This is a genomic window from Thioclava sp. JE_KL1 (genome assembly GCF_009296265.1).
Classification (GTDB): Bacteria; Pseudomonadota; Alphaproteobacteria; order Rhodobacterales; family Rhodobacteraceae; genus Thioclava.
On record NZ_WBJS01000006.1, the window covers coordinates 320336 to 337428 of the forward strand.

Annotated in this window: 17 protein-coding genes; 8 read left to right on the forward strand and 9 right to left on the reverse strand. The window is 66.5% G+C overall.

Annotated elements, in window-relative coordinates:
* Positions 1 to 8: 8 nt before the first annotated feature.
* On the reverse strand, positions 9 to 761 hold the full coding sequence (locus tag F8R15_RS13760) for an SDR family oxidoreductase (RefSeq protein ID WP_152844947.1): 753 nt from the start codon (positions 759 to 761) through the stop codon (positions 9 to 11).
* A 352-nt stretch (positions 762 to 1113) separates the two neighbouring features.
* Between F8R15_RS13760 and F8R15_RS13765 the strand changes: the two genes are divergently transcribed.
* On the forward strand, positions 1114 to 1941 hold the full coding sequence (locus F8R15_RS13765) for a DUF6544 family protein (RefSeq protein WP_152844948.1): 828 nt from the start codon (positions 1114 to 1116) through the stop codon (positions 1939 to 1941).
* Positions 1942 to 1958: 17 nt separating this feature from the next.
* Here the strand turns inward: F8R15_RS13765 and F8R15_RS13770 are convergent, their stop codons facing one another.
* The 6 genes from F8R15_RS13770 to F8R15_RS13795 form a co-directional block, all read right to left on the reverse strand.
* Positions 1959 to 2792 (reverse strand): CPBP family intramembrane glutamic endopeptidase, encoded by an 834-nt coding sequence (locus F8R15_RS13770; RefSeq protein WP_152844949.1) that lies wholly within the window; start codon positions 2790 to 2792, stop codon positions 1959 to 1961.
* A 109-nt stretch (positions 2793 to 2901) separates the two neighbouring features.
* Complete coding sequence (locus tag F8R15_RS13775; protein WP_078547572.1) at positions 2902 to 3237, reverse strand: DUF1992 domain-containing protein; 336 nt, start codon at positions 3235 to 3237, stop codon at positions 2902 to 2904.
* Between the two features lie 120 nt (positions 3238 to 3357).
* Entirely contained in the window at positions 3358 to 4137 is a 780-nt protein-coding gene (locus F8R15_RS13780; RefSeq protein ID WP_152844950.1) for a heme ABC transporter ATP-binding protein, read from the reverse strand.
* Between the two features lie 2 nt (positions 4138 to 4139).
* Positions 4140 to 5195, reverse strand: coding sequence for an iron ABC transporter permease (locus tag F8R15_RS13785; protein WP_253732623.1), 1056 nt, complete (start codon positions 5193 to 5195; stop codon positions 4140 to 4142).
* Positions 5196 to 5205: 10 nt separating this feature from the next.
* The gene (locus tag F8R15_RS13790; RefSeq protein WP_152844952.1) at positions 5206 to 6045 is read right to left on the reverse strand and encodes a hemin ABC transporter substrate-binding protein; all 840 of its coding nucleotides are present in this window, start codon (positions 6043 to 6045) and stop codon (positions 5206 to 5208) included.
* Positions 6042 to 7085 (reverse strand): hemin-degrading factor, encoded by a 1044-nt coding sequence (locus F8R15_RS13795; RefSeq protein WP_152844953.1) that lies wholly within the window; start codon positions 7083 to 7085, stop codon positions 6042 to 6044. The genes F8R15_RS13790 and F8R15_RS13795 overlap by 4 nt, the downstream gene beginning before the upstream one ends.
* Positions 7086 to 7292: 207 nt before the next feature.
* Here F8R15_RS13795 and F8R15_RS13800 point away from each other — a divergent pair, with 207 nt between their 5' ends.
* The 7 genes from F8R15_RS13800 (at position 7293) to F8R15_RS13830 (ending at position 13839) form a co-directional block, all read left to right on the forward strand.
* Positions 7293 to 9392: a TonB-dependent receptor gene (locus F8R15_RS13800; RefSeq protein WP_253732594.1), complete on the forward strand. Its 2100-nt coding sequence runs from the start codon at positions 7293 to 7295 to the stop codon at positions 9390 to 9392.
* 74 nt (positions 9393 to 9466) lie between these two features.
* The gene (locus F8R15_RS13805) at positions 9467 to 9799 is read left to right on the forward strand and encodes a hypothetical protein (protein WP_152844954.1); all 333 of its coding nucleotides are present in this window, start codon (positions 9467 to 9469) and stop codon (positions 9797 to 9799) included.
* The gene (locus F8R15_RS13810; protein ID WP_152844955.1) at positions 9796 to 10476 is read left to right on the forward strand and encodes a MotA/TolQ/ExbB proton channel family protein; all 681 of its coding nucleotides are present in this window, start codon (positions 9796 to 9798) and stop codon (positions 10474 to 10476) included. The genes F8R15_RS13805 and F8R15_RS13810 overlap by 4 nt, the downstream gene beginning before the upstream one ends.
* 1 nt (position 10477) lies before the next feature.
* Complete coding sequence (locus F8R15_RS13815; RefSeq protein ID WP_253732596.1) at positions 10478 to 10852, forward strand: biopolymer transporter ExbD; 375 nt, start codon at positions 10478 to 10480, stop codon at positions 10850 to 10852.
* Positions 10849 to 11235 carry a biopolymer transporter ExbD gene (locus tag F8R15_RS13820; protein WP_152844956.1) on the forward strand — a complete coding sequence of 129 codons (387 nt, stop codon included), beginning with the start codon at positions 10849 to 10851 and terminating at the stop codon, positions 11233 to 11235. The genes F8R15_RS13815 and F8R15_RS13820 overlap by 4 nt, the downstream gene beginning before the upstream one ends.
* Entirely contained in the window at positions 11232 to 12068 is an 837-nt protein-coding gene (locus F8R15_RS13825) for an energy transducer TonB (RefSeq protein WP_152844957.1), read from the forward strand. Before F8R15_RS13820 ends, F8R15_RS13825 begins: the two co-directional genes overlap by 4 nt.
* A 151-nt stretch (positions 12069 to 12219) precedes the next feature.
* On the forward strand, positions 12220 to 13839 hold the full coding sequence (locus F8R15_RS13830) for a Na/Pi cotransporter family protein (RefSeq protein WP_152844958.1): 1620 nt from the start codon (positions 12220 to 12222) through the stop codon (positions 13837 to 13839).
* 486 nt (positions 13840 to 14325) lie between these two features.
* Here the strand turns inward: F8R15_RS13830 and F8R15_RS13835 are convergent, their stop codons facing one another.
* Both F8R15_RS13835 and F8R15_RS13840 read right to left on the reverse strand, forming a co-directional pair.
* Positions 14326 to 16038: an extracellular solute-binding protein gene (locus tag F8R15_RS13835; RefSeq protein WP_168174793.1), complete on the reverse strand. Its 1713-nt coding sequence runs from the start codon at positions 16036 to 16038 to the stop codon at positions 14326 to 14328.
* 26 nt (positions 16039 to 16064) lie between these two features.
* Positions 16065 to 16985, reverse strand: coding sequence for an NAD(P)-dependent oxidoreductase (locus F8R15_RS13840; protein WP_152844959.1), 921 nt, complete (start codon positions 16983 to 16985; stop codon positions 16065 to 16067).
* Between the last annotated feature and the right edge of the window lie 108 nt (positions 16986 to 17093).

Sequence of the window (17093 nt, forward strand, 5' to 3'; positions counted from 1 at the left end):
CGCTGGCTTTAGTCGCGGTGGATCTGGAACGGCGCCCAGCTCTGGCTCACCGGCATGATCTCGATCGAGTTGATGTTCACATGCGCGGGCAGGGCGGCCACCCAGTAGATGCTCTCGGCGATATCCTCGGGCTGCAACGGATCGGCCCCGGCATAGAGCTTGTCATAGGCCGCCTTGTCGCCGCCGGTGCGTACCAGCGTGAATTCGCTCTCCGACAGGCCCGGCTCGATCGAGGTCACGCGCACGCCGGTGCCCGACAGGTCCGAGCGCAGCCCGAGCGAGAATTGCTGCACGAAGGCTTTCGTCCCGCCATAGACATTGCCGCCCGGATAGGGCCAGTTCGCCGCGATCGAGGCGAGGTTCACGATCAGCCCGCGGCGCGCGATCAGCCGATCCAGCGTGAGCCGCGTCATCACTGCGAGCCCGGTGATGTTGGTGTCGATCATCGCGCGCCAGTCATCCAGATCGCAGTCCTGCGCAGGCGCGGTGCCGCGCGCGAGGCCCGCATTGTTGATCAGCGCGTCGATCTGCGCGAAGCCTTCGGGCAGGCTGTCGAGCGCTGCACGCGTCGCGTCCTCGTCGCGGATGTCGAAGCACAGGGGATGCGCGACCTCCGGACCGCCAAGCGCGTCGACTAGCGCGTCGAGCCGTTCCTGACGGCGCCCGGTCACGATGACCTTCCAGCCCTCATGGGCGAAACGGCGGGCGATGGCGTCGCCGAACCCTGCGGTGGCTCCGGTGATGAGGGCGGTCTTGGTCATGAAGGGGCCTTCCTGTCTTGCTGCCTGTCGGGCCGCGCATCTCGGCACGGCGGTCGCGGCCAGTCTGTCTTCGTGGTCTGCCGGTGCGACAGGGCCAGTCGGGGATTTCCCATGGGGCCAGTTCCACGCGCCTGCGCACCGCTTGCCGCGGCACGATAGGGGCAGGGGGTCGGAACTGCAATTTCACGGGCGCGTGACTGCGTCCCTGTCCCTCGCGCCCCGGCGGTCAGTTCTCGGGATGCGCGGCGACCAGAGCGGATCGAAGCGCGTTAAGTCTTTGTGCTATCCTCAAGTCCGGGACGGCGCGCAATTGGCATCTCGCGGATCGGACATGGAAAGGTAGGAAAGCTGCATGGCTCTTTGGGTTCTGGCCATCGTCGCCATCGGGCTGCTCGGCCTTTTCGCAAGGCGACGTCTCGACCTGCGGGCAGACCGGTCCGAGATGGCCCGCCTGAGTGCATTTCAACCCAGCGATCCGCCGCGCTTCTCCGGTGATATGGTCGCCGACCTCCCCGAGCCCGCGCGCCGGTTTTTCACCTTCGCCATCGCGGAAGGAACGCCGCTCTACACCGTCGCCCGGCTGAAGATGCAGGGGCAGTTCGGCATGGGTGACAAATCCGACCCCGGCTACATGCCGATGCGCGCCACGCAGGTCCTCGCCGCGCCGCATGGCTTCGTCTGGGCGATGTCGGGCGGGGCCAGTGGGATGCGTCTCAGCGGCTCCGACAGCGCCAAATGGACCCGGTTCTGGATCGCGGGGCTCGCCCCCGTGGCCCGGTTCGGCGGCAGCGCGGATCACAAACGCTCCGCCTTCGGGCGCTACGTGGCCGAAGCGGTTTTCTGGACGCCCGCCGCGGTGCTGCCGGGCCCGAATGTGACGTGGGAGCCGGTCTCGACGAACATCGCCCGGATGACGATGCGCCATAACGGGCTGGAGCAGGCGGTCGATCTCACCGTCGCCGAGGATGGCCGCCCCGAGCAGGTCCGCTTCCTGCGCTGGAGCAATGCGAACCCGCAAAAGCGCCACCGGCTTCAGCCCTTCGGCGGCTATCTCTCGGAGTTTCGCGAGGTCGAGGGCTTTCGGCTGCCGACGCATGTAGAGGCGGGGAACAACTTCGAGAGTGAGGCTTATTTCCCGTTCTACATCGCCGATGTCACCGACATTCGCTTTCCCAGGTGACTGCGCCTACCCTTGCTTCATGGTCGCTCTTCACCGGGGATCACTTCGGTCACGGCGCCTTCGCGCGTGAACATCATGTCGCGCTTCCACCAGACGACGATCGCGGCGACGCCCACCAGAATCCATGTGTCCCAAGGCTGCGCATCCGGCCAGAACGGGTTGATGAGCTGCCAGTGGAACAGCATCGGCAGTAGCAGGCTGCCGCGCGCCGCGTTGAAGATCGGCGTGACCAGAACCGCGAGGGTGATATTGCCGATGAAGAAGGGCAGGAAGCTCCATTGCGCGAAAACCACCCCGGCGAGGTAGAAGGCGGGCAGGTGCCAGACGCCCCAGATCGCGCCGATCAGCACGCCCGCCCAGAACGGGGCGACGTGGCGCTGCAACAGCGGTTGCGCGACGCCACGCCAGCCGAACTCCTCGATCGGGCCGAGAAGCAGCATCATGAACATCACGCTGACCATCGCGCCCACGCCCTCGGGCGGCATCGGCGCAAGCAGGGGGCCGCCCTTGATCAGCGAGCCCGCCATGAAGACGAGCGGGATCACGAGCAGGATAAAACCCCACCACGGTGCGGGACAGCGCCAGATCAGAAGCCGCGACAGGAACCCGCGCAAGCCGCCTAGTCCCGCGGAGGCCACCACCACCGTGAAGGCCGCGATGGCCGGGGCCCAGGTGGCCAGAAAGAAGAGCGGGTGCGCGCCGCTGATCTGGCCGAACCGCGCGGCCATGGCGTCAGGCCAGAAGATGTAGCTGCCGATCACGCCCCAGGTGATCGCGAAGGTCAGCGCGAGAAAGGCGAGCAATGCGCGCGCCGTCGATGTCGGGGTCGGGTGTTCGCGAGCAACAGACATTGGGGCGGCCTTGGAGCGTGACGTCAGGAAACGCGTCACCGTCGCCGCTTTCCGCGCGGATTTCCTTGTTCTGGGTCAAGCGGATCGAACCTCGAACGCCCGCGTCAGGCTAAGGGGCCATGAAACGCCGCCGCGCCTCTACCGCGATGTTGTAGCGCTGCTCCAGATCGGCGATCAGCGCCATCGCGACGCGCTTGGCATCCTCGCCCTCCGCCTCCCGGTAGCTCTCTTTGGCGGCCTCCAGCAGCTTCTTGAGCTTGAACTCCTCGGGCAGCGCGCCGGCTTCGGCCATGATGCGCGACGCCACGGCCGTCGCCATATCGGTGAACGCCTCGCCCGAGCGATCCGGGAGCGGTTTGCCCTCGCCGGAAAGCCCGCTCAACTGTCCCTCCGCGAGGGCCTTCTGGATTTGCCGCTCGACGAGGCGGTTCAAGGATTGGGTCATGCGACGGTCCTGCCTGTTCCGGCGCCGCAGGAGGCGCGGCACTGCCGCGAGCATAGCGCGCTTGTGGCGATGCGAACACTCAGACTTCTGTGCGAAACCTGTGAAAGACGGCGCGCGGGCTCAGGCCGGTCGCGCGAATTGCGGCAGAACCCAAAGACCGTCCGAGGCCGCCGCGCCCACCTGCAACTCGCATCCATAGGTGCGACTGAGGATCGGCCCGCGCATCACCGCCTCGGGCGGCCCATGCGCCTCGATCCGGCCTTCGCGCATCAGCACCATCTCGTCGGCCAGCTGCGCCGAGAGGTTGAGGTCATGCATCACCGCGACCACGCCGCCGCCCGCATCGGCGAAGCGCCGCAGGATCGCCATAACCTCGAGCTGATGCGCGATATCGAGGCTTGCCACCGGCTCGTCGACCAGAAGCCAGCGGGGGCCTGCGTGGCTGACCGGTTGCCAGACCTGCGCCCGCACCCGCGCCAGATGGGCGCGGGCCTGCTGACCGCCCGAAAGCGACTGGATCGGACGATGGGCCAGATCGCTCAGCCCGACCTCGGCTAAAGCGGCGGACACGATTTCGGGGTGATCCGCCTCGATCCCGGCATGCAGCCCCATCCCCACCACCTCGGCCACGGTGAAGGGGAAGGCGACGCTGTTCGATTGCTCCAGCACGGCGCGCAGCGCGGCCAGCCGCCAGGCGGGCGTCTTAGCGATCTCATGGCCCTGCAGGGCGATCCGCCCGCGATAGGGCAGCGCCCCGGAGGCCGCTTGCACCAGCGTTGATTTGCCCGAGCCGTTCGGGCCGAGGATGACCGTCACCGCGCCCGGTTGGGCGGTCAGCGAGAGGCCCTGCAACACGTCGCTGCGCCCGCGCGCGACATGCAGATCGGAAATCTCCAGCATGTTCAGACGCCTCCCAGTCCTTGACGGCGGATCAGGATCCACAGGAAGACCGGCGCGCCCAGAATGGCGGTGACGATCCCGATGGGCAGTTCCGCAGGCGCGACCACCAGCCGCGCGATCAGATCGGCCAGCACGAGAAGCGCCGCACCGAGGAGGGCCGCATCCACCAGCAGCGTCTTGTGATCCGGCCCGCCCGCGATGCGCAGAAGATGCGGCACCACGATGCCCACGAAGCCGATCCCGCCCGCCATCGCGACCGCAGCCCCCGCCAGCGCCGCGACGCCGATCACCGCGCGATGCTTGAGCCGCTCGATATCGTGGCCCATATGCGCCGCCGTCGCCTCGCCCAGTGCCAGCGCGTTCAGCCCGCGCGCAAGTCGCGGGGTCAGGATCAGCGCAGGCCCGATCAGCAGTCCGCCGACCAGCAGCTTCATGTCGCTCGCGCCTGCCAGCGACCCCATGCCCCAGAAGGTCAGGTCGCGCAGCTGCGTATCATCGGCGAGATAGGTCAGGATGCCGGTCAACGCCCCCGCCAGCGCAGCCAGCGCGATCCCGGCCAGAAGAAGTGTCGCGATGGAGACCTGACCGCTCCGGCTCGCAACCCGATAGAGCAGCAGCGTGGCCGTCCACGCCCCGCCAAAGGCCGCGACCGGCACCAGCCATGTGCCGAAGAACGCGGCGATAGCAGCGGGGAGGAAGCCACTCAGCACGATCATCGCGACGGCGCCGAGGCCCGCGCCCGCGCCGACGCCGATGATGCCGGGATCGGCGAGCGGGTTTCGAAACAGCCCCTGCATCACCGCGCCCGCCACTGCGAGCGCCGCCCCGACCATCAGCCCCATGACCAGCCGCGGCAGCCTAATATCGAGCAGCACGACGCGGTCACGGGTCGAGATCTCCGCGCCGGTCAGACACTGGCCCAGAACCTGCGGCAGCGAGACCCCCGCCGCCCCGGTCCCGAGCGACAGGGCCGCCGCGATCACCAAGAGCGCGATCAGCCCGAGCCGCAGCGGCGCGCAGGGGCTGCGTATGGCGACGAGCAGGGCGAGGGAGGTCATCGCCATCGCCTCAGCCCTCCGCCTCGGGATAAAGCGCCGCATGCAGCGCTTGCGCGGCCTGCGGGGTGCGTGGCCCGAAGCCCAGAAGCAGCATCCCGTCCATCGCGACCAGCGCGCCGCCCCGGGCTGCGCGGGTCTGCCCCAGCGCGGGGTGAGCGAGGATGTCGCGCTCGGTCACCGCCATCTCGCCCTCGCGATCCATCGTCAGGATCACATCTGGATCGGCGGCAAGGATCGCCTCGTCGGTGACGGGCTTGTAGCCCGCCAAGCCTGTCGCGGCATTCACCCCGCCCGCAAGCTCGATGATCGCCTCCGCCGAGGAGCCTTCGCCCCCTGCCATCACGCGGCCGTTCTGCAAAGACAGCACGAACAGCACCCGCTTCGGCGTGGCGACAGCGCCCGCCGATTTGCGCACCGCGTCCATCTCGGCGTCGAAACTGGCGGTGAGCGCCTGCGCTTCTTCCTTGCGGTCGAGTGCAGCCCCCACCACCGCGATCTTCTCGCGCACGCCTTGCACGCTCGGATCGCCCGGCAGCGCGACGAAATCGACGCCCGCCGCCTTCAGCGTCTCCACCGCCTCGGGCGGGCCTGCCGTGGCTTCGGCGAGGATCAGGTCGGGAGCGAGCGCCAACACGCCTTCCGCTGAGAGCGCGCGGACATAGCCCACATCGGGCAGCTTGGTGATGGCCTCGGGATATTCCGAGGTGGTATCGCGCGCGACGAGCCGGTCCTCTGCGCCAAGCGCCGCGACGATCTCGGTCACGGCCCCGCCGAGCGAGATCACGCGGGCAGGCTCGGCCAGTGCGGGGCCTGCGGTGAGGAGGGCTGCGATCAGGGCAAGGCGCTTCATGCCTGACCCTCCAGACGCGGCAGCGCGCGGATCGTCGCGTTGAACGCCTCGACGCCGCCATCCTTGCGCGAGGCGAAGATCTGCGTGATCAGCGCGCCGTGCTTGTCGAAGGCCTCGAGACTGAGCGCGGGGCCGTTCTTCGTCGGCTTGTCGACCAGCCAGACCTCGGCGATGTGGTCGCCGCGCAGATGCAGGTTGAAGCGCGGGTCGAGCACGTTGATCCACGGGCCCATCGGCTTCACCGTCTCGATCGTGCCGCCATGGATTTCGATGCAGCCCGCATTGCCGACGAAGATCATCAGCGGCGTCTGATCAGTTGCGCAGCGGGTCAGCAGCGCCTCAACCGCATCGGGGGACATCTCGGTGGCATAGGGCGCGCCCGCGATGCGGTAGGCCCCGAGCCGGTTCATCTTAAGCTTCGAGACCAGCCGCAGGAACTGATGCGTGTCGGTCAGCTTGTCCCATTCCGCGCGCAGGGTCTCGGCCTTCTCGGGCAGCGATTTCGCGGCGTCGACCTGAGCGCGGGGCGCAAGGTCGAGCTGATCTGATTGCTCGGGCAGGCGCAGCGCCGCGACGAGCGCGTAGAAGGCCTCTAAGTCGCTCTCGGGTTTCAGATGCACCTTGTGGAGCGCATCGCCCGCCCGGTCGAATACCTGGATCGAGCGTTTGTCGCCATCCTCCAGCGCGAAGGCATGGGCCCAGTGCTGCGCGAAGAGACGCAGGTCGATCTCCTTGCCGAGCACCATCTGCGCATGCGCGCCCGAGTGATACTCTTCGTAAGTCCCGCGCCGCTCGATCACGCAGCTCTCGTTGCGGGTCAGCGCCATCACGTCTCCAAGCGCGGTCAGGCGCGGCATGAGCGCATCGGGATGGGCTTCGATCGCGGTGGCGGTCGCGCCGATCTGGGCGGCGACCAGTTCGGCCTCCGCGATGCCATGCTGAGTGGCGAAATCGCGCGCGCGCATCTCGGGGCGCTCGGCGCGCAACGCGCGGATACCTTCGGGGGAAAGCTGTTGGGGCAGGGTGCCGTCTGCGGGCATGGGGAGTCCTCTCGTCGTTTTCGCAAAGGGCGCGAATCTGGCGAGAGGGCGAGGCCTCGGGCTGGGCGCGGATGGGGTCAAATATATCTCAGGAATATACTTGACTAGTTTTGTCGGATTCTCTAGCTGGTCACATCATCGAGATCAAGACAGTTTCTGCGCTGCCAGCGTCACGCCAGCCCCATGCAGACCACAAAGGGGACACTCATGGCTACGACGCCTCGCGCCGCGCGGATGCGGCTTTTCACGACAGTTACCAGCCTCGCGCTGATCGCCGCCGCAGGTCCGGCACTCGCACAGCAGAGCGGGACCGATGACGGCTACACGATGCTGGGCCGCCTTATTTACGGCTGGGGCACGCCGAAAGTGGCAATCGACACGCCGCAGGCGGTGACGGTGATCGACCAGCAGGACCTCGATGAGGAACAGCCGCGCACGATGGGCGATCTCTTTGCCGACGTGCCGGGCGTGCAGGCGGCAGGCGCCTCGGCGCGGATGCTGGGGCAGGCCTTCAACATCCGCGGTATCGGCAATGCCGAGCAGACCGGCAGCCAGAACCGCATCATCATCACCGTGGACGGCGCGGTGAAATTCTTCGAGCAGTATCGCACCGGTTCCTTCTTCGGCGATCCCGAGCTTTACAAGCGCGTCGAAGTGCTGCGCGGCCCGGCCTCGTCCACGATGTATGGCTCGGGCGCGATTGGCGGCGTGGTGAATTTCACCACCAAGGACGCGACCGATTTCATCCCCGAGGGGCAGACCGGCGCGGTCCGGCTCAAGGGCGCGTATGACAGCAATGGCGACGGCAAGATCGGCACGCTGACCTATGCCCAGAAGCTGGGCGAGGATGCGGATATGCTGCTCAGCTATTCGCAAGGTTCGTCCGACGACATGGAAGACGGTGCAGGCGAAACGATCCCGGCGACGGCTGGCGACCGCTGGTCGGCGCTGCTGAAGTCGAACTACTATTTCGGCGAGAACCGCGATCAGCGCCTGACGTTTTCGGCCTCGCGCACCGATAGCGACCTGAAGGATGCGGCCGTCGCGCAGACCGGCGGGGCGCTGGCCTCGGCTTTCGGCACTTCGGACCTACATGCGATCGACGATACGCTCAGCCTGACCTATGCCAATGAAGGGGTGGGCAACCCGTGGCTCGATCTCGAAGCGCAGCTGAGCTACTCGAAAACCTCGACGGAGCGCGATAATTTCTCGCTTGGTATGATGTGTTCGGCGGGTCGTTTTTCGGTGCTCTGCCCCAATACGGCGAGCTATGAGACGACCGCGCTCAAGCTCGAGAACACCGTCGAGATGTCGCGCGGCGCGTGGGAGAATTACCTCACCTTCGGCACGCAGCTCTCGCATCAGAACCGCTACGCGAATTCCTCGGTGGGCGAACCCGCCTTCCACCCGGGCGGCACCGAGGACAAGCTGGGCCTTTATGTGCAGGGCGAATTCGTCTGGAACGACAAGCTGACGATCACGCCGGGCCTGCGCGTGGACCGGGCGTGGCTCTCGCCCGATGCGGCGGCGGCGGCCCAAGGCGGCACCGATCAGGACGGGACGGCAATCTCGCCCAAGATCGCGGCGCTTTATCAGTTCAACGACACTTGGGGCGTCTTCGGCTCGCTCGCGCGGACCGAGCGGATGCCGACGCTGGACGAGCTCTATCAGACCGACGGGATCGGGGCGGCTGGCCGCACCGCCAGCCTCAATCTCGACAAGGAGAAAGCCACCACGGTCGAGCTGGGCGTGACCTATCAGACTTCGGGCCTTCTGTCGGAGGGCGACAGCCTTTCCGCGAAAGCCACGCTGTTCCACAACGATCTGACCGATCTGATCGCAGCCAACCCCTCCGGCTCGGTCGGCCTGCCCTATTTCCGCAATGTCGATTCCGCGAAAATCTGGGGCGGCGAGATCGAGGCGTCCTACGAGGCCGATCGCTGGTTCGGCCAGCTCGCCTATTCCAAGGTGAAATCCAAGGACGAGGCGACGGGCCAGACCCTGACCGACACGCCCGCCGAGAATATCGCGCTGACGCTGGGGGCGAAATTCCCCGATCAGGGTGTGCGCGCGGGCTGGCGCGTGCAGGGCTTCAGCGGGATCGAGACGGCGTCCACCTCGACCTCCGCGCCGGGCTACGCCACGCATGATCTCTTCGTCAGCTGGAAACCCGAACGGCTCGCCGGAATCGAGGTGAACCTCACGGTCGAGAACGTCTTCGACCGCGAATATCGCAATAACCTCTCGCTCGACAACGCGCCGGGCCGGAACGTGAAACTCGCCGTCGCGAAAGCCTTCACATGGTGAGGGCGGCGCTTCTGACACTGCTTTGCGCGTGCCTCCCTCATGGCATTTCCGCGCAGGGCGCGCCCCGGCTCAGCTTGACGCTGGCCGGGGCAACCGAGGCCGAAGACGCCTGCCGGTTGAGTTTTCTCGCCGAGAACGGGCTGGAGAGCGATCTCGACGCGCTGGTGGTGGAGGCCGTGATCTTCACCCGCGCGGGCGCGGTCGAGCGGCTGTTGCTCCTCGATTTCCGCGACTTGCCCGCAGCCAAGCCCCGCGTGCGGCAATTCGATCTGGCCGGGCTGCGCTGCGAGGCGCTTGGCCAGATCCTGATCAATGGCGTCGAGAGCTGCGAGGGCGGGGACGAAGCGGCCTGCGCGGACGCTCTGGTAACCGGCTCGCGCGTCGACGGAACGGAGGTGACGGGATGATCTCTCTTGCGGCAATCCAACAGGGTTTGAACGATTTCGTCGCGCTGGGCGGCTGGGTCGTGGCGCTGCTGCTATGTGTCTCAGTGATCGCCGGGGCGGCGGTGCTGTGGAAGCTCTGGCACCTGACGAGCCTGCGGATCGGTGCTCACGCGCGGTTGGAGACCGCGCTCGATCTGTGGCAGGCGGGCCAGCGCGGGGCCGCGCGCCAGAGCCTTGCGCAAGCCCGCGGTCCGCTGGTGGACCTGACCCGTCGCGCGATGTCGGCCCCCGATCCGCAGGCGCTGCGGACTCGCTTGCAGACCGAGACCGAAATCCAAGCCGCCCGCAGCGAGGCAGGGATGCGGCTGCTGGACGCCATCGCGCAGACTGCGCCGCTGCTGGGCCTGTTCGGCACGGTTCTGGGGATGATCGAAGCCTTCCAGGCGCTGCAGAGCGCAGGCTCCTCGGTCGATCCGGCGCAGCTTGCGGGCGGCATCTGGGTGGCGCTTCTGACCACCGCGCTCGGCCTCGGGATCGCGATGCCGGTCTCGCTGTTTCTGTCCTTCGTCGAGAGCCGCATCGCCCGCGAAAGCCAAACGGCGGCGCTGATGATCGAGGCGCTCTGCGGCCCGGCGCTGCCCGAGAGCGCACCTGTCGGGGCCGAACTCAATCGCGCTGTGCAAACCGCCGGAGAGTGACATGCGCAAGCCGCTTCGCCGCCGCAGCCTGTCGATGACCTCGCTGATCGACGTGATCTTCCTGCTGCTGATGTTCTTCATGCTGGCCTCGAGCTTTTCACGCATGACCGAACTGCCGATCGCGGCGCGCGGGGCAGGGGGCGCGGCTGCGCCCGAGAGCAAGCTGGCCTTCCTGAAGCTCGGACCCGAGCGGATCAGCCTGAACGGCAAGGTGCTGGACTTGGAAGCGCTGGAGGCGGCCCTGCGAGTCGATTTCGGACAGTCCCCGCCGCGCCTGCTGGTCAGCCTCGATCCTGACACGTCGAGCCAGCGGCTGGCCGATCTGCTGGTGCGGCTGCACGCGGTGCCGGGGCTGCAGGCGGAGGTGCTGGGATGAGCACGAGTTTCACCCGCCGCCGGAGCGAGCCAATCCTGACCCTGATCAACGTGGTCTTCCTGCTGCTGGCCTTCTTCCTCGTGGCCGGCACGCTCGCCGCGCGCCCGCCCGCCGATCTGCAACTGGTCGCTTTGCCGGAAGGCGCTCGCGCGCCCGAACCGGGCCGGGTGGCGCTGAGCGCGCAGGGCGAGATTCTCTGGCCCGAGGGCGTCGCGGATGCGTCCGCCTTCATCGCGCAGCTTCCGCCCGAGGCAGGCGGCGTGGCCCGTATCCTGCCCGATCGCGCGGCGCCCGCACCCGCGCTCGTGGCGCTGGCGCGCGATCTCAGCGCGGCGGGGGCGCAGGGCATCCGCCTCGTGGCCGAGAGGGGAGACGCGCCATGACCCGGGGCGCGTTCATCGCCATCGCGGCGCTTGCGGTTTCCGCCGGGCTGCATGCGCTGGGGTTGGCGCAAACGCCTGTCTCCGCGCCGGAACTGCCACCCGCAGGCGGGCAGGCCGCGCAGGAGGCCCCGCTTCTGGGCAATGATTTCGCCGATCTCGCGGCAGGACGCGCCACACCTGTTACGCCGGAGCGCGCCGAACCGATTGCCCGAGAGGTCACGCGCCCGGTGCAGCCGGAGGCGCCCGCAATGCCCAAGGCCACAAGCCCGTCCGCGCCCACAGCGCCGGACCGCCTCGCCGCCGTCACCCCCGCGCCCGAGACCCTGCGCGCCGAGAGTACGCTCGCCCCGCAGCAAAGCCAGCGCCCCGAAGCGCGCCCCCAACGCCCCGCGCCGCAGCAAAGGGCCAAGCCAAGCAAACAGGCGCAAAGCGAAGCGAAACCAGCCTCCCCAAGCAACGCGGGAAATGCCGCCCGCGATGCCCGGCGCGGCTCCTCGCAAGGCGCGGCCAAGGCGCGCAACACCGCCGATAAAGGCCAGCCCGCCAAGGCCCCCAGCGCCGCGCGCTCCGGCCAATCGCCCCGGCAATACGCGGCCTCGGTCATCCGCAAGATCCAGTCCACGCCGAAGCGACGCGGGCAGGGCCGCGGGCGCGCGGTGGTCGGCTTCGTGATCTCCGCGAACGGACGGCTGAGTACGGTGCGCATCCTGCGCGGCTCCGGTTCCTCGGGGCTCGACGCGGTGGCGCTCGACCATGTCCGCCGGGCCGCGCCGTTCCCGCCCCCGCCAAAGCCGGGAATGAAGTTCTCCTTCGAATTCATCGCCCGCGGTTAAGGCCGCGACCCTCAAACGACCCGGAGGGCAACTCGCACAGGTCAGGCGGAACCGGATTCATCTGGTAAAACAGAGCTTTGCGCGGCGCTCTTGCCAGCGCTTGAATTCCGTTTCGCGCGGTCGCATTCTCGACGGCAAAGGGTGGAAAACCATGTCCGAGACACTGTCGGCACTGGGCGGAATCGGGTTGTTCCTGCTCGGCATGAAGATAATGACCGAGGCGCTGCGCGAAGCGGCAGGCGCGAACCTGCGCCGCCTGCTGGCACGGTTCACCACCACGCCGCTCAAGGGTGTGGCGAGCGGGCTGGTCACGACGGCAGTGATCCAGTCTTCCTCAGCCACCACGGTGATGACGGTCGGCTTCGTCGGCGCGGGGCTTCTGAGCTTCACGCAGGCGCTCGGCGTGATCTACGGCGCCAATATCGGCACCACCGTCACCGGCTGGATCGTGTCGCTGGTCGGCTTCAAGCTGAAGCTCGGCGCGGTGGCGATGGGGCTGTTGTTCTTCGCGAGCCTGACGCTGTTTCTCTCGCATGGCCGAGCGGCGCGCATCGGGCGCGTGCTTGCGGGCTTCTGCCTGCTCTTCATCGGGCTCGACATGATGCAACAGGGTATGTCCGGCGCGGCGGACTGGATCACGGTGGAGCGCATCCCCGGTACCGGGGTGGGCGGCCTGCTCGCGATGGCGGCGCTGGGGCTGGCGGTCACGGTGGTGATGCAATCCTCCTCGGCGGCCATCGCGGTGGTTTTGGTGCTGGTCAGCAACGGCGCGCTGCCGCTCATTCAGGCGGCGGCGGCGGTGATCGGGATGAACCTCGGCACGACCTTCACCGCGCTGATCGCCGCCTTCGGGGGATCGCGGGCGATGCAGCAGACGGCAATTGCGAACCTGCTGTTCAATTGCGGGACGATGGTGATCGCCTTCCCCCTGCTGCAGCTGATCGCGGGCCCGCTGGAGGCGCTGGCCGCGCGCACCGGGGTGGACACCGCGCTGGTGCTGTTTCACACCGGCTTCAACCTGCTGGGGACGCTGGTCTTTCTGCCCGTCACACGCCAATTCGCGACGCTCGTCGCGAAGCTGCGCCCCGATCTGGGCGGGCGCGCACCGCCCGAGCTAGACCGGCATCTGCTGAGCGACGAGGGCGCGGCGATGCAATCGGCCCATGCGATGGTGATCTGGGCCGCGCGCGAGGTCCTCTCGGCCTATTCGCTGGCCATCGGCCCTGCGCGCGATCTGCGGCGGATGTCGGCACTGGGCCCGCGGGTCGGGATCGCGCTCGATGAGCTGAAGGATTACATGGCGCAGGTTTCGGTCCCGCGCGACAAGCCCACCGAGGCCGCCGCCTTCGCAGCCCTGATGCATCAGGCTGACCATCTGGTGCGTCTGGTGGAGCAGGCCGAACATCGCGGCTATATCGCGATCCTGCTGCGCGGCAAGATCACGCCGCGGCCCGCGCAGTGGTTCGCCGCCTGCCTGTCGCCTGACCGCCCGCTCGATCTGCCGCAGATCGGGGCACGGATGGCGCTGATGGCCGCGCCGGTGGCCCATCGCTTCGCGCGGCACCGGCGCGGGCTTCTGCTTGGCGAGCATGTCGGGCTCTATACGATGCAGGAGACCTTTCAGGCGACCGATGCGATGCGCTGGTTCACGCGGATCATGCATAATGTCCAGCGCGTCGGGGAATATGATCGCGAGGTTCAGAGCAATCTGGGCCATGAGGCCGTCCCCTCCCCCGAGGCCGCGCCGCCGCCTGCCGCCGAGCTCGCCTGACGATATCCGGAAACCGGCCGATCCGTCCGCTCAAGCGGCATGGGACGCGCGCATCACCACCCGTGCCCCCCGTCACTTATCTACGGAGGGTCCGTCTAGGGGCTTTGGGGCATCCCGAAGTGGATGACGTGTCGACCTGCCATCCAAAAATTAGATCCACAACGTTCGTCGAGAATAGCCGTATGCAGATCGAGCACGTGGTCCCGCGCTTTCTCCGCTGCAGTCAGCCAGGTCGAATAGGTAGAAACCCAACAATCGACGTGACGAAGCGCACGCTCGCGCTCCACGAAGGAGAGGAGCACCTTCAGAAATTCCGGGAAGAGCATCAGGATCGGCGTCTCGATGCCGCCTGTCGGGCGACTGCTTCAACCTGCACCGCCCGGCGTGAACGCTGCCCGGGCGCCAGTCTCGGCCAGTTGAATGCCCCATGGCTGCTCAGCCAAGCGATACCCCCGAGCTCGAGAGGGCAGCCAGCGGGAAGCAGTCTCAGCCCGCGGATCGGACGGCGTCGAGAATTCGGTTCTCCGCGTCTCTCAGTCCGCGCTGGGGCGATTTTCCGTTGAAGACGATGTCGTGGATTTCTTCCCCGAGCGTGCGTTCGATCAGATTGAATTCCGGCACCGGCGGGCGCGCCCATGTCACCAGCTCGTTCTTGCGTGCCATGCGGTCGACCATGCTGACGATGGGTGAGGAGGCCAGCGCCTCCGGGTCGGCGCAGACCGAGAAGCGCGGAGCCACGGGGAAGCCGTTCTTCACGTGCTCCTTCATCGCTTCGGGCGAGACCATCCACGCAATCGCGTCGATGATCTGCTTCTGCCGCGCGGGTTCGACATAGGCGGGGATCGTCAGAAGGAAGCCGCCGATCGGGGCCGACACGCGACGCATCCGGCGCGAGGGGGGCGGCAGGTAGGCGACACGTCGTGCAACGCGGGAGCTCAGTTCATGCTCGAAGCGCGCCGCGCGCATCGTCCAGCAATAGGCAAGCGCGGTCTGACCCGACATGAAGTAGTGGATCCGCCGCTCCCAATCCATCGTCGCGATGTCGGGGGGAGAGACCTCGACGAGCTGCTTCATGTATTCGATCACTTCGAGCGCATCCTCGGTGTCGATCTGAAGCTTCAGCTTTTCGAATGTGTCGAAGCTCCAGCTCTCCTGATTGCGCAGCGGCATATCGATGACGGTAGTCCGGCAGGCCGCGAGGAAGAACATGAAGGAGTTAGCGATCGGCATGCCACGCTGCCCGTTCCACGCGATGCCGTAGAAGTCGTCCTGCGGGTTATGGAATTCCCGCGCGGCGGCAATGGTCTCGTCGAAGGTCTTCGGATAGGCGAGGCCGCGGCTCTCGAACAAATCCTTGCGGGCCGCGAGAATCTCGATCGTGCAATAGAGCGGGATGCCGTATTGCGTCCCCTTCCAGTTGCCGGTCCCCCAGACGGAGGGATGGAAATCCAGCGCGTTGATCGCGGCATCCGAGATGAGATCGTCCAGCGGGGCGAGCTCCCCACGCTCCGCGAACTCCCCGAGCCACGGCATGTTCATCGCGACGACGTCATAGCGCGGCGACATTTCCGAAAGGGTGCGCCGCGTGTTGGCATAAAGGTCTGGCAGACGCTGAAGATCGAAGCTGCTGCGCTTGCCGAAATCGTTGCGGAAATCCGACCACATGTTGCGCATGGCGATGAAGTAGTTGTCGTCGTTCAGCAGGAACTTGATATCGCCAAGGTTGATCGACGAGATGTCCTCCCCGCGCACGGGAGAGATGATCTGCGAGGCGAAATAGCTGCCACCGAAATAGTATTCGCTGGTCTCCATCCCGCGCCGCAAGCCGAAGGTCTTCGCCAGATGCCCCTTCACGTAAGTGGCGTAGTCCATGAAAGTGTTGAGCAGGGTGTCGGAGGGTTCGAGGAAATGTGTCTTCAGCCCGTTGCCGCGCGGCACCTGCCGGATCAGCCCGTCCTCGATCATCTTCAGGATCATCCGGTTGCCGGTGCTGTAGGGCACATCGGCGAGGCTGATCAGGCCCGACTTGTCGATCGGGCTCACACGCAGGTGCGCGTCGACAAGTTCGAGCGTGATGTTGAAATACACGTCCGGCTTGCCGCCGGGCATGTTCGCGTCGAAGGGCGCACGAAGCTGCCGGAGGAAATCGACGATCCGGGACAGCTCGTGACTCGTGAGTTCAGCATCCTGAGGTTGCATGGCCTCCGAATGCTGCTCCGCCAATTTCATCTTGTCGACAACTTTTCCTGCCATTTCACCAATGCGAAGAAATCTTCGTCCTGCATGCCCGCGTTCGAGGCGCTTCTATAAAGCTCGAGGATCAGGCCGGTTGTCATCAGCGGCACGCTGTTGCGTCGGGCGGCTTCGCTGATGAGCGTGAAATCCTTGATCATCTGAGACACTGTGAAAGCGGGCGTGAAGTCATCTTCGACGACCGGCTTCTGCTTATATTTGAACAGCGGCGAGGCCACTGCGCTTTCGCAAATTACATCCATCATATCGGCTCGGGTCAGGCCGCCGCTGGCGCCGATGGCCAAGGCTTCGGAGAGCACCGCGGAAGAGGCGCCGACCAGAGTGTTCAAAACGAGCTTCATGTAGCGCGCTTCTTCGCCGTTTCCGAGGAAAAATTGCCGGGCCGAGAGTTTGCGGATGTAGGGAAGCGCCTCGTCCCAGCCCGCGCGGTCTCCCGAGGCGAGCACGGTGAGCGCGGCATTCGCGGCCATGTCGGTGCTGCCCGAGAGCGGCGCTCTGACATAGTTGATTTTCTTGGCTGCAAGAACCTTCGCAACGCTTTCGGAGCATTCGGGGGAGACCGTGCTCATCTCGACCAGCGTCGCGCCCGCGGGCAGGGTGGTCGCGAGGCCTGCGTCTTCGCCATTGCCGACGACATCCAGCAAAGCCTGATCGTTCGGCAGCGTCGAGAAGACGATACCTGCGCTCGCGAAATCCGAGATCGACGCGGCCTCGGATGCGCCCAATGCGGTCAGGCGATCGCGGCTGTCCTTCGCCGGGTCGGAGACAAGAAGTTTCGCGCCACTCGCTACGAGGTTGCGCGCCATGGGGCCGCCCATTTTGCCCACGCCGATCCAGCCAAGCGTCTGCTGCGTATCGATCTGATCAGTGTCTGCCACCTGGGTCTGGCTCATGCTTATATCTCCCACTTATGTGTTGGGCCGACATTACGTCGCCAAAACGGTGGTTATGAATGTAATTTATCCGAAGCGGAAATTTTTCTGCAGTGATGGCCGGATTGG

Excerpts from the sequence above, each read along its gene's own strand:
- F8R15_RS13760 (WP_152844947.1), bottom strand. The coding sequence starts at position 761 with ATGACCAAGACCGCCCTCATCACCGGAGCCACCGCAGGGTTCGGCGAC.
- F8R15_RS13765 (WP_152844948.1), top strand. The coding sequence starts at position 1,114 with ATGGCTCTTTGGGTTCTGGCCATCGTCGCCATCGGGCTGCTCGGCCTT.
- F8R15_RS13770 (WP_152844949.1), bottom strand. The coding sequence starts at position 2,792 with ATGTCTGTTGCTCGCGAACACCCGACCCCGACATCGACGGCGCGCGCA.
- F8R15_RS13775 (WP_078547572.1), bottom strand. The coding sequence starts at position 3,237 with ATGACCCAATCCTTGAACCGCCTCGTCGAGCGGCAAATCCAGAAGGCC.
- F8R15_RS13780 (WP_152844950.1), bottom strand. The coding sequence starts at position 4,137 with ATGCTGGAGATTTCCGATCTGCATGTCGCGCGCGGGCGCAGCGACGTG.
- F8R15_RS13785 (WP_253732623.1), bottom strand. The coding sequence starts at position 5,195 with ATGACCTCCCTCGCCCTGCTCGTCGCCATACGCAGCCCCTGCGCGCCG.
- F8R15_RS13790 (WP_152844952.1), bottom strand. The coding sequence starts at position 6,045 with ATGAAGCGCCTTGCCCTGATCGCAGCCCTCCTCACCGCAGGCCCCGCA.
- F8R15_RS13795 (WP_152844953.1), bottom strand. The coding sequence starts at position 7,085 with ATGCCCGCAGACGGCACCCTGCCCCAACAGCTTTCCCCCGAAGGTATC.
- F8R15_RS13800 (WP_253732594.1), top strand. The coding sequence starts at position 7,293 with ATGGCTACGACGCCTCGCGCCGCGCGGATGCGGCTTTTCACGACAGTT.
- F8R15_RS13810 (WP_152844955.1), top strand. The coding sequence starts at position 9,796 with ATGATCTCTCTTGCGGCAATCCAACAGGGTTTGAACGATTTCGTCGCG.
- F8R15_RS13815 (WP_253732596.1), top strand. The coding sequence starts at position 10,478 with ATGCGCAAGCCGCTTCGCCGCCGCAGCCTGTCGATGACCTCGCTGATC.
- F8R15_RS13820 (WP_152844956.1), top strand. The coding sequence starts at position 10,849 with ATGAGCACGAGTTTCACCCGCCGCCGGAGCGAGCCAATCCTGACCCTG.
- F8R15_RS13825 (WP_152844957.1), top strand. The coding sequence starts at position 11,232 with ATGACCCGGGGCGCGTTCATCGCCATCGCGGCGCTTGCGGTTTCCGCC.
- F8R15_RS13830 (WP_152844958.1), top strand. The coding sequence starts at position 12,220 with ATGTCCGAGACACTGTCGGCACTGGGCGGAATCGGGTTGTTCCTGCTC.
- F8R15_RS13835 (WP_168174793.1), bottom strand. The coding sequence starts at position 16,038 with ATGCAACCTCAGGATGCTGAACTCACGAGTCACGAGCTGTCCCGGATC.
- F8R15_RS13840 (WP_152844959.1), bottom strand. The coding sequence starts at position 16,985 with ATGAGCCAGACCCAGGTGGCAGACACTGATCAGATCGATACGCAGCAG.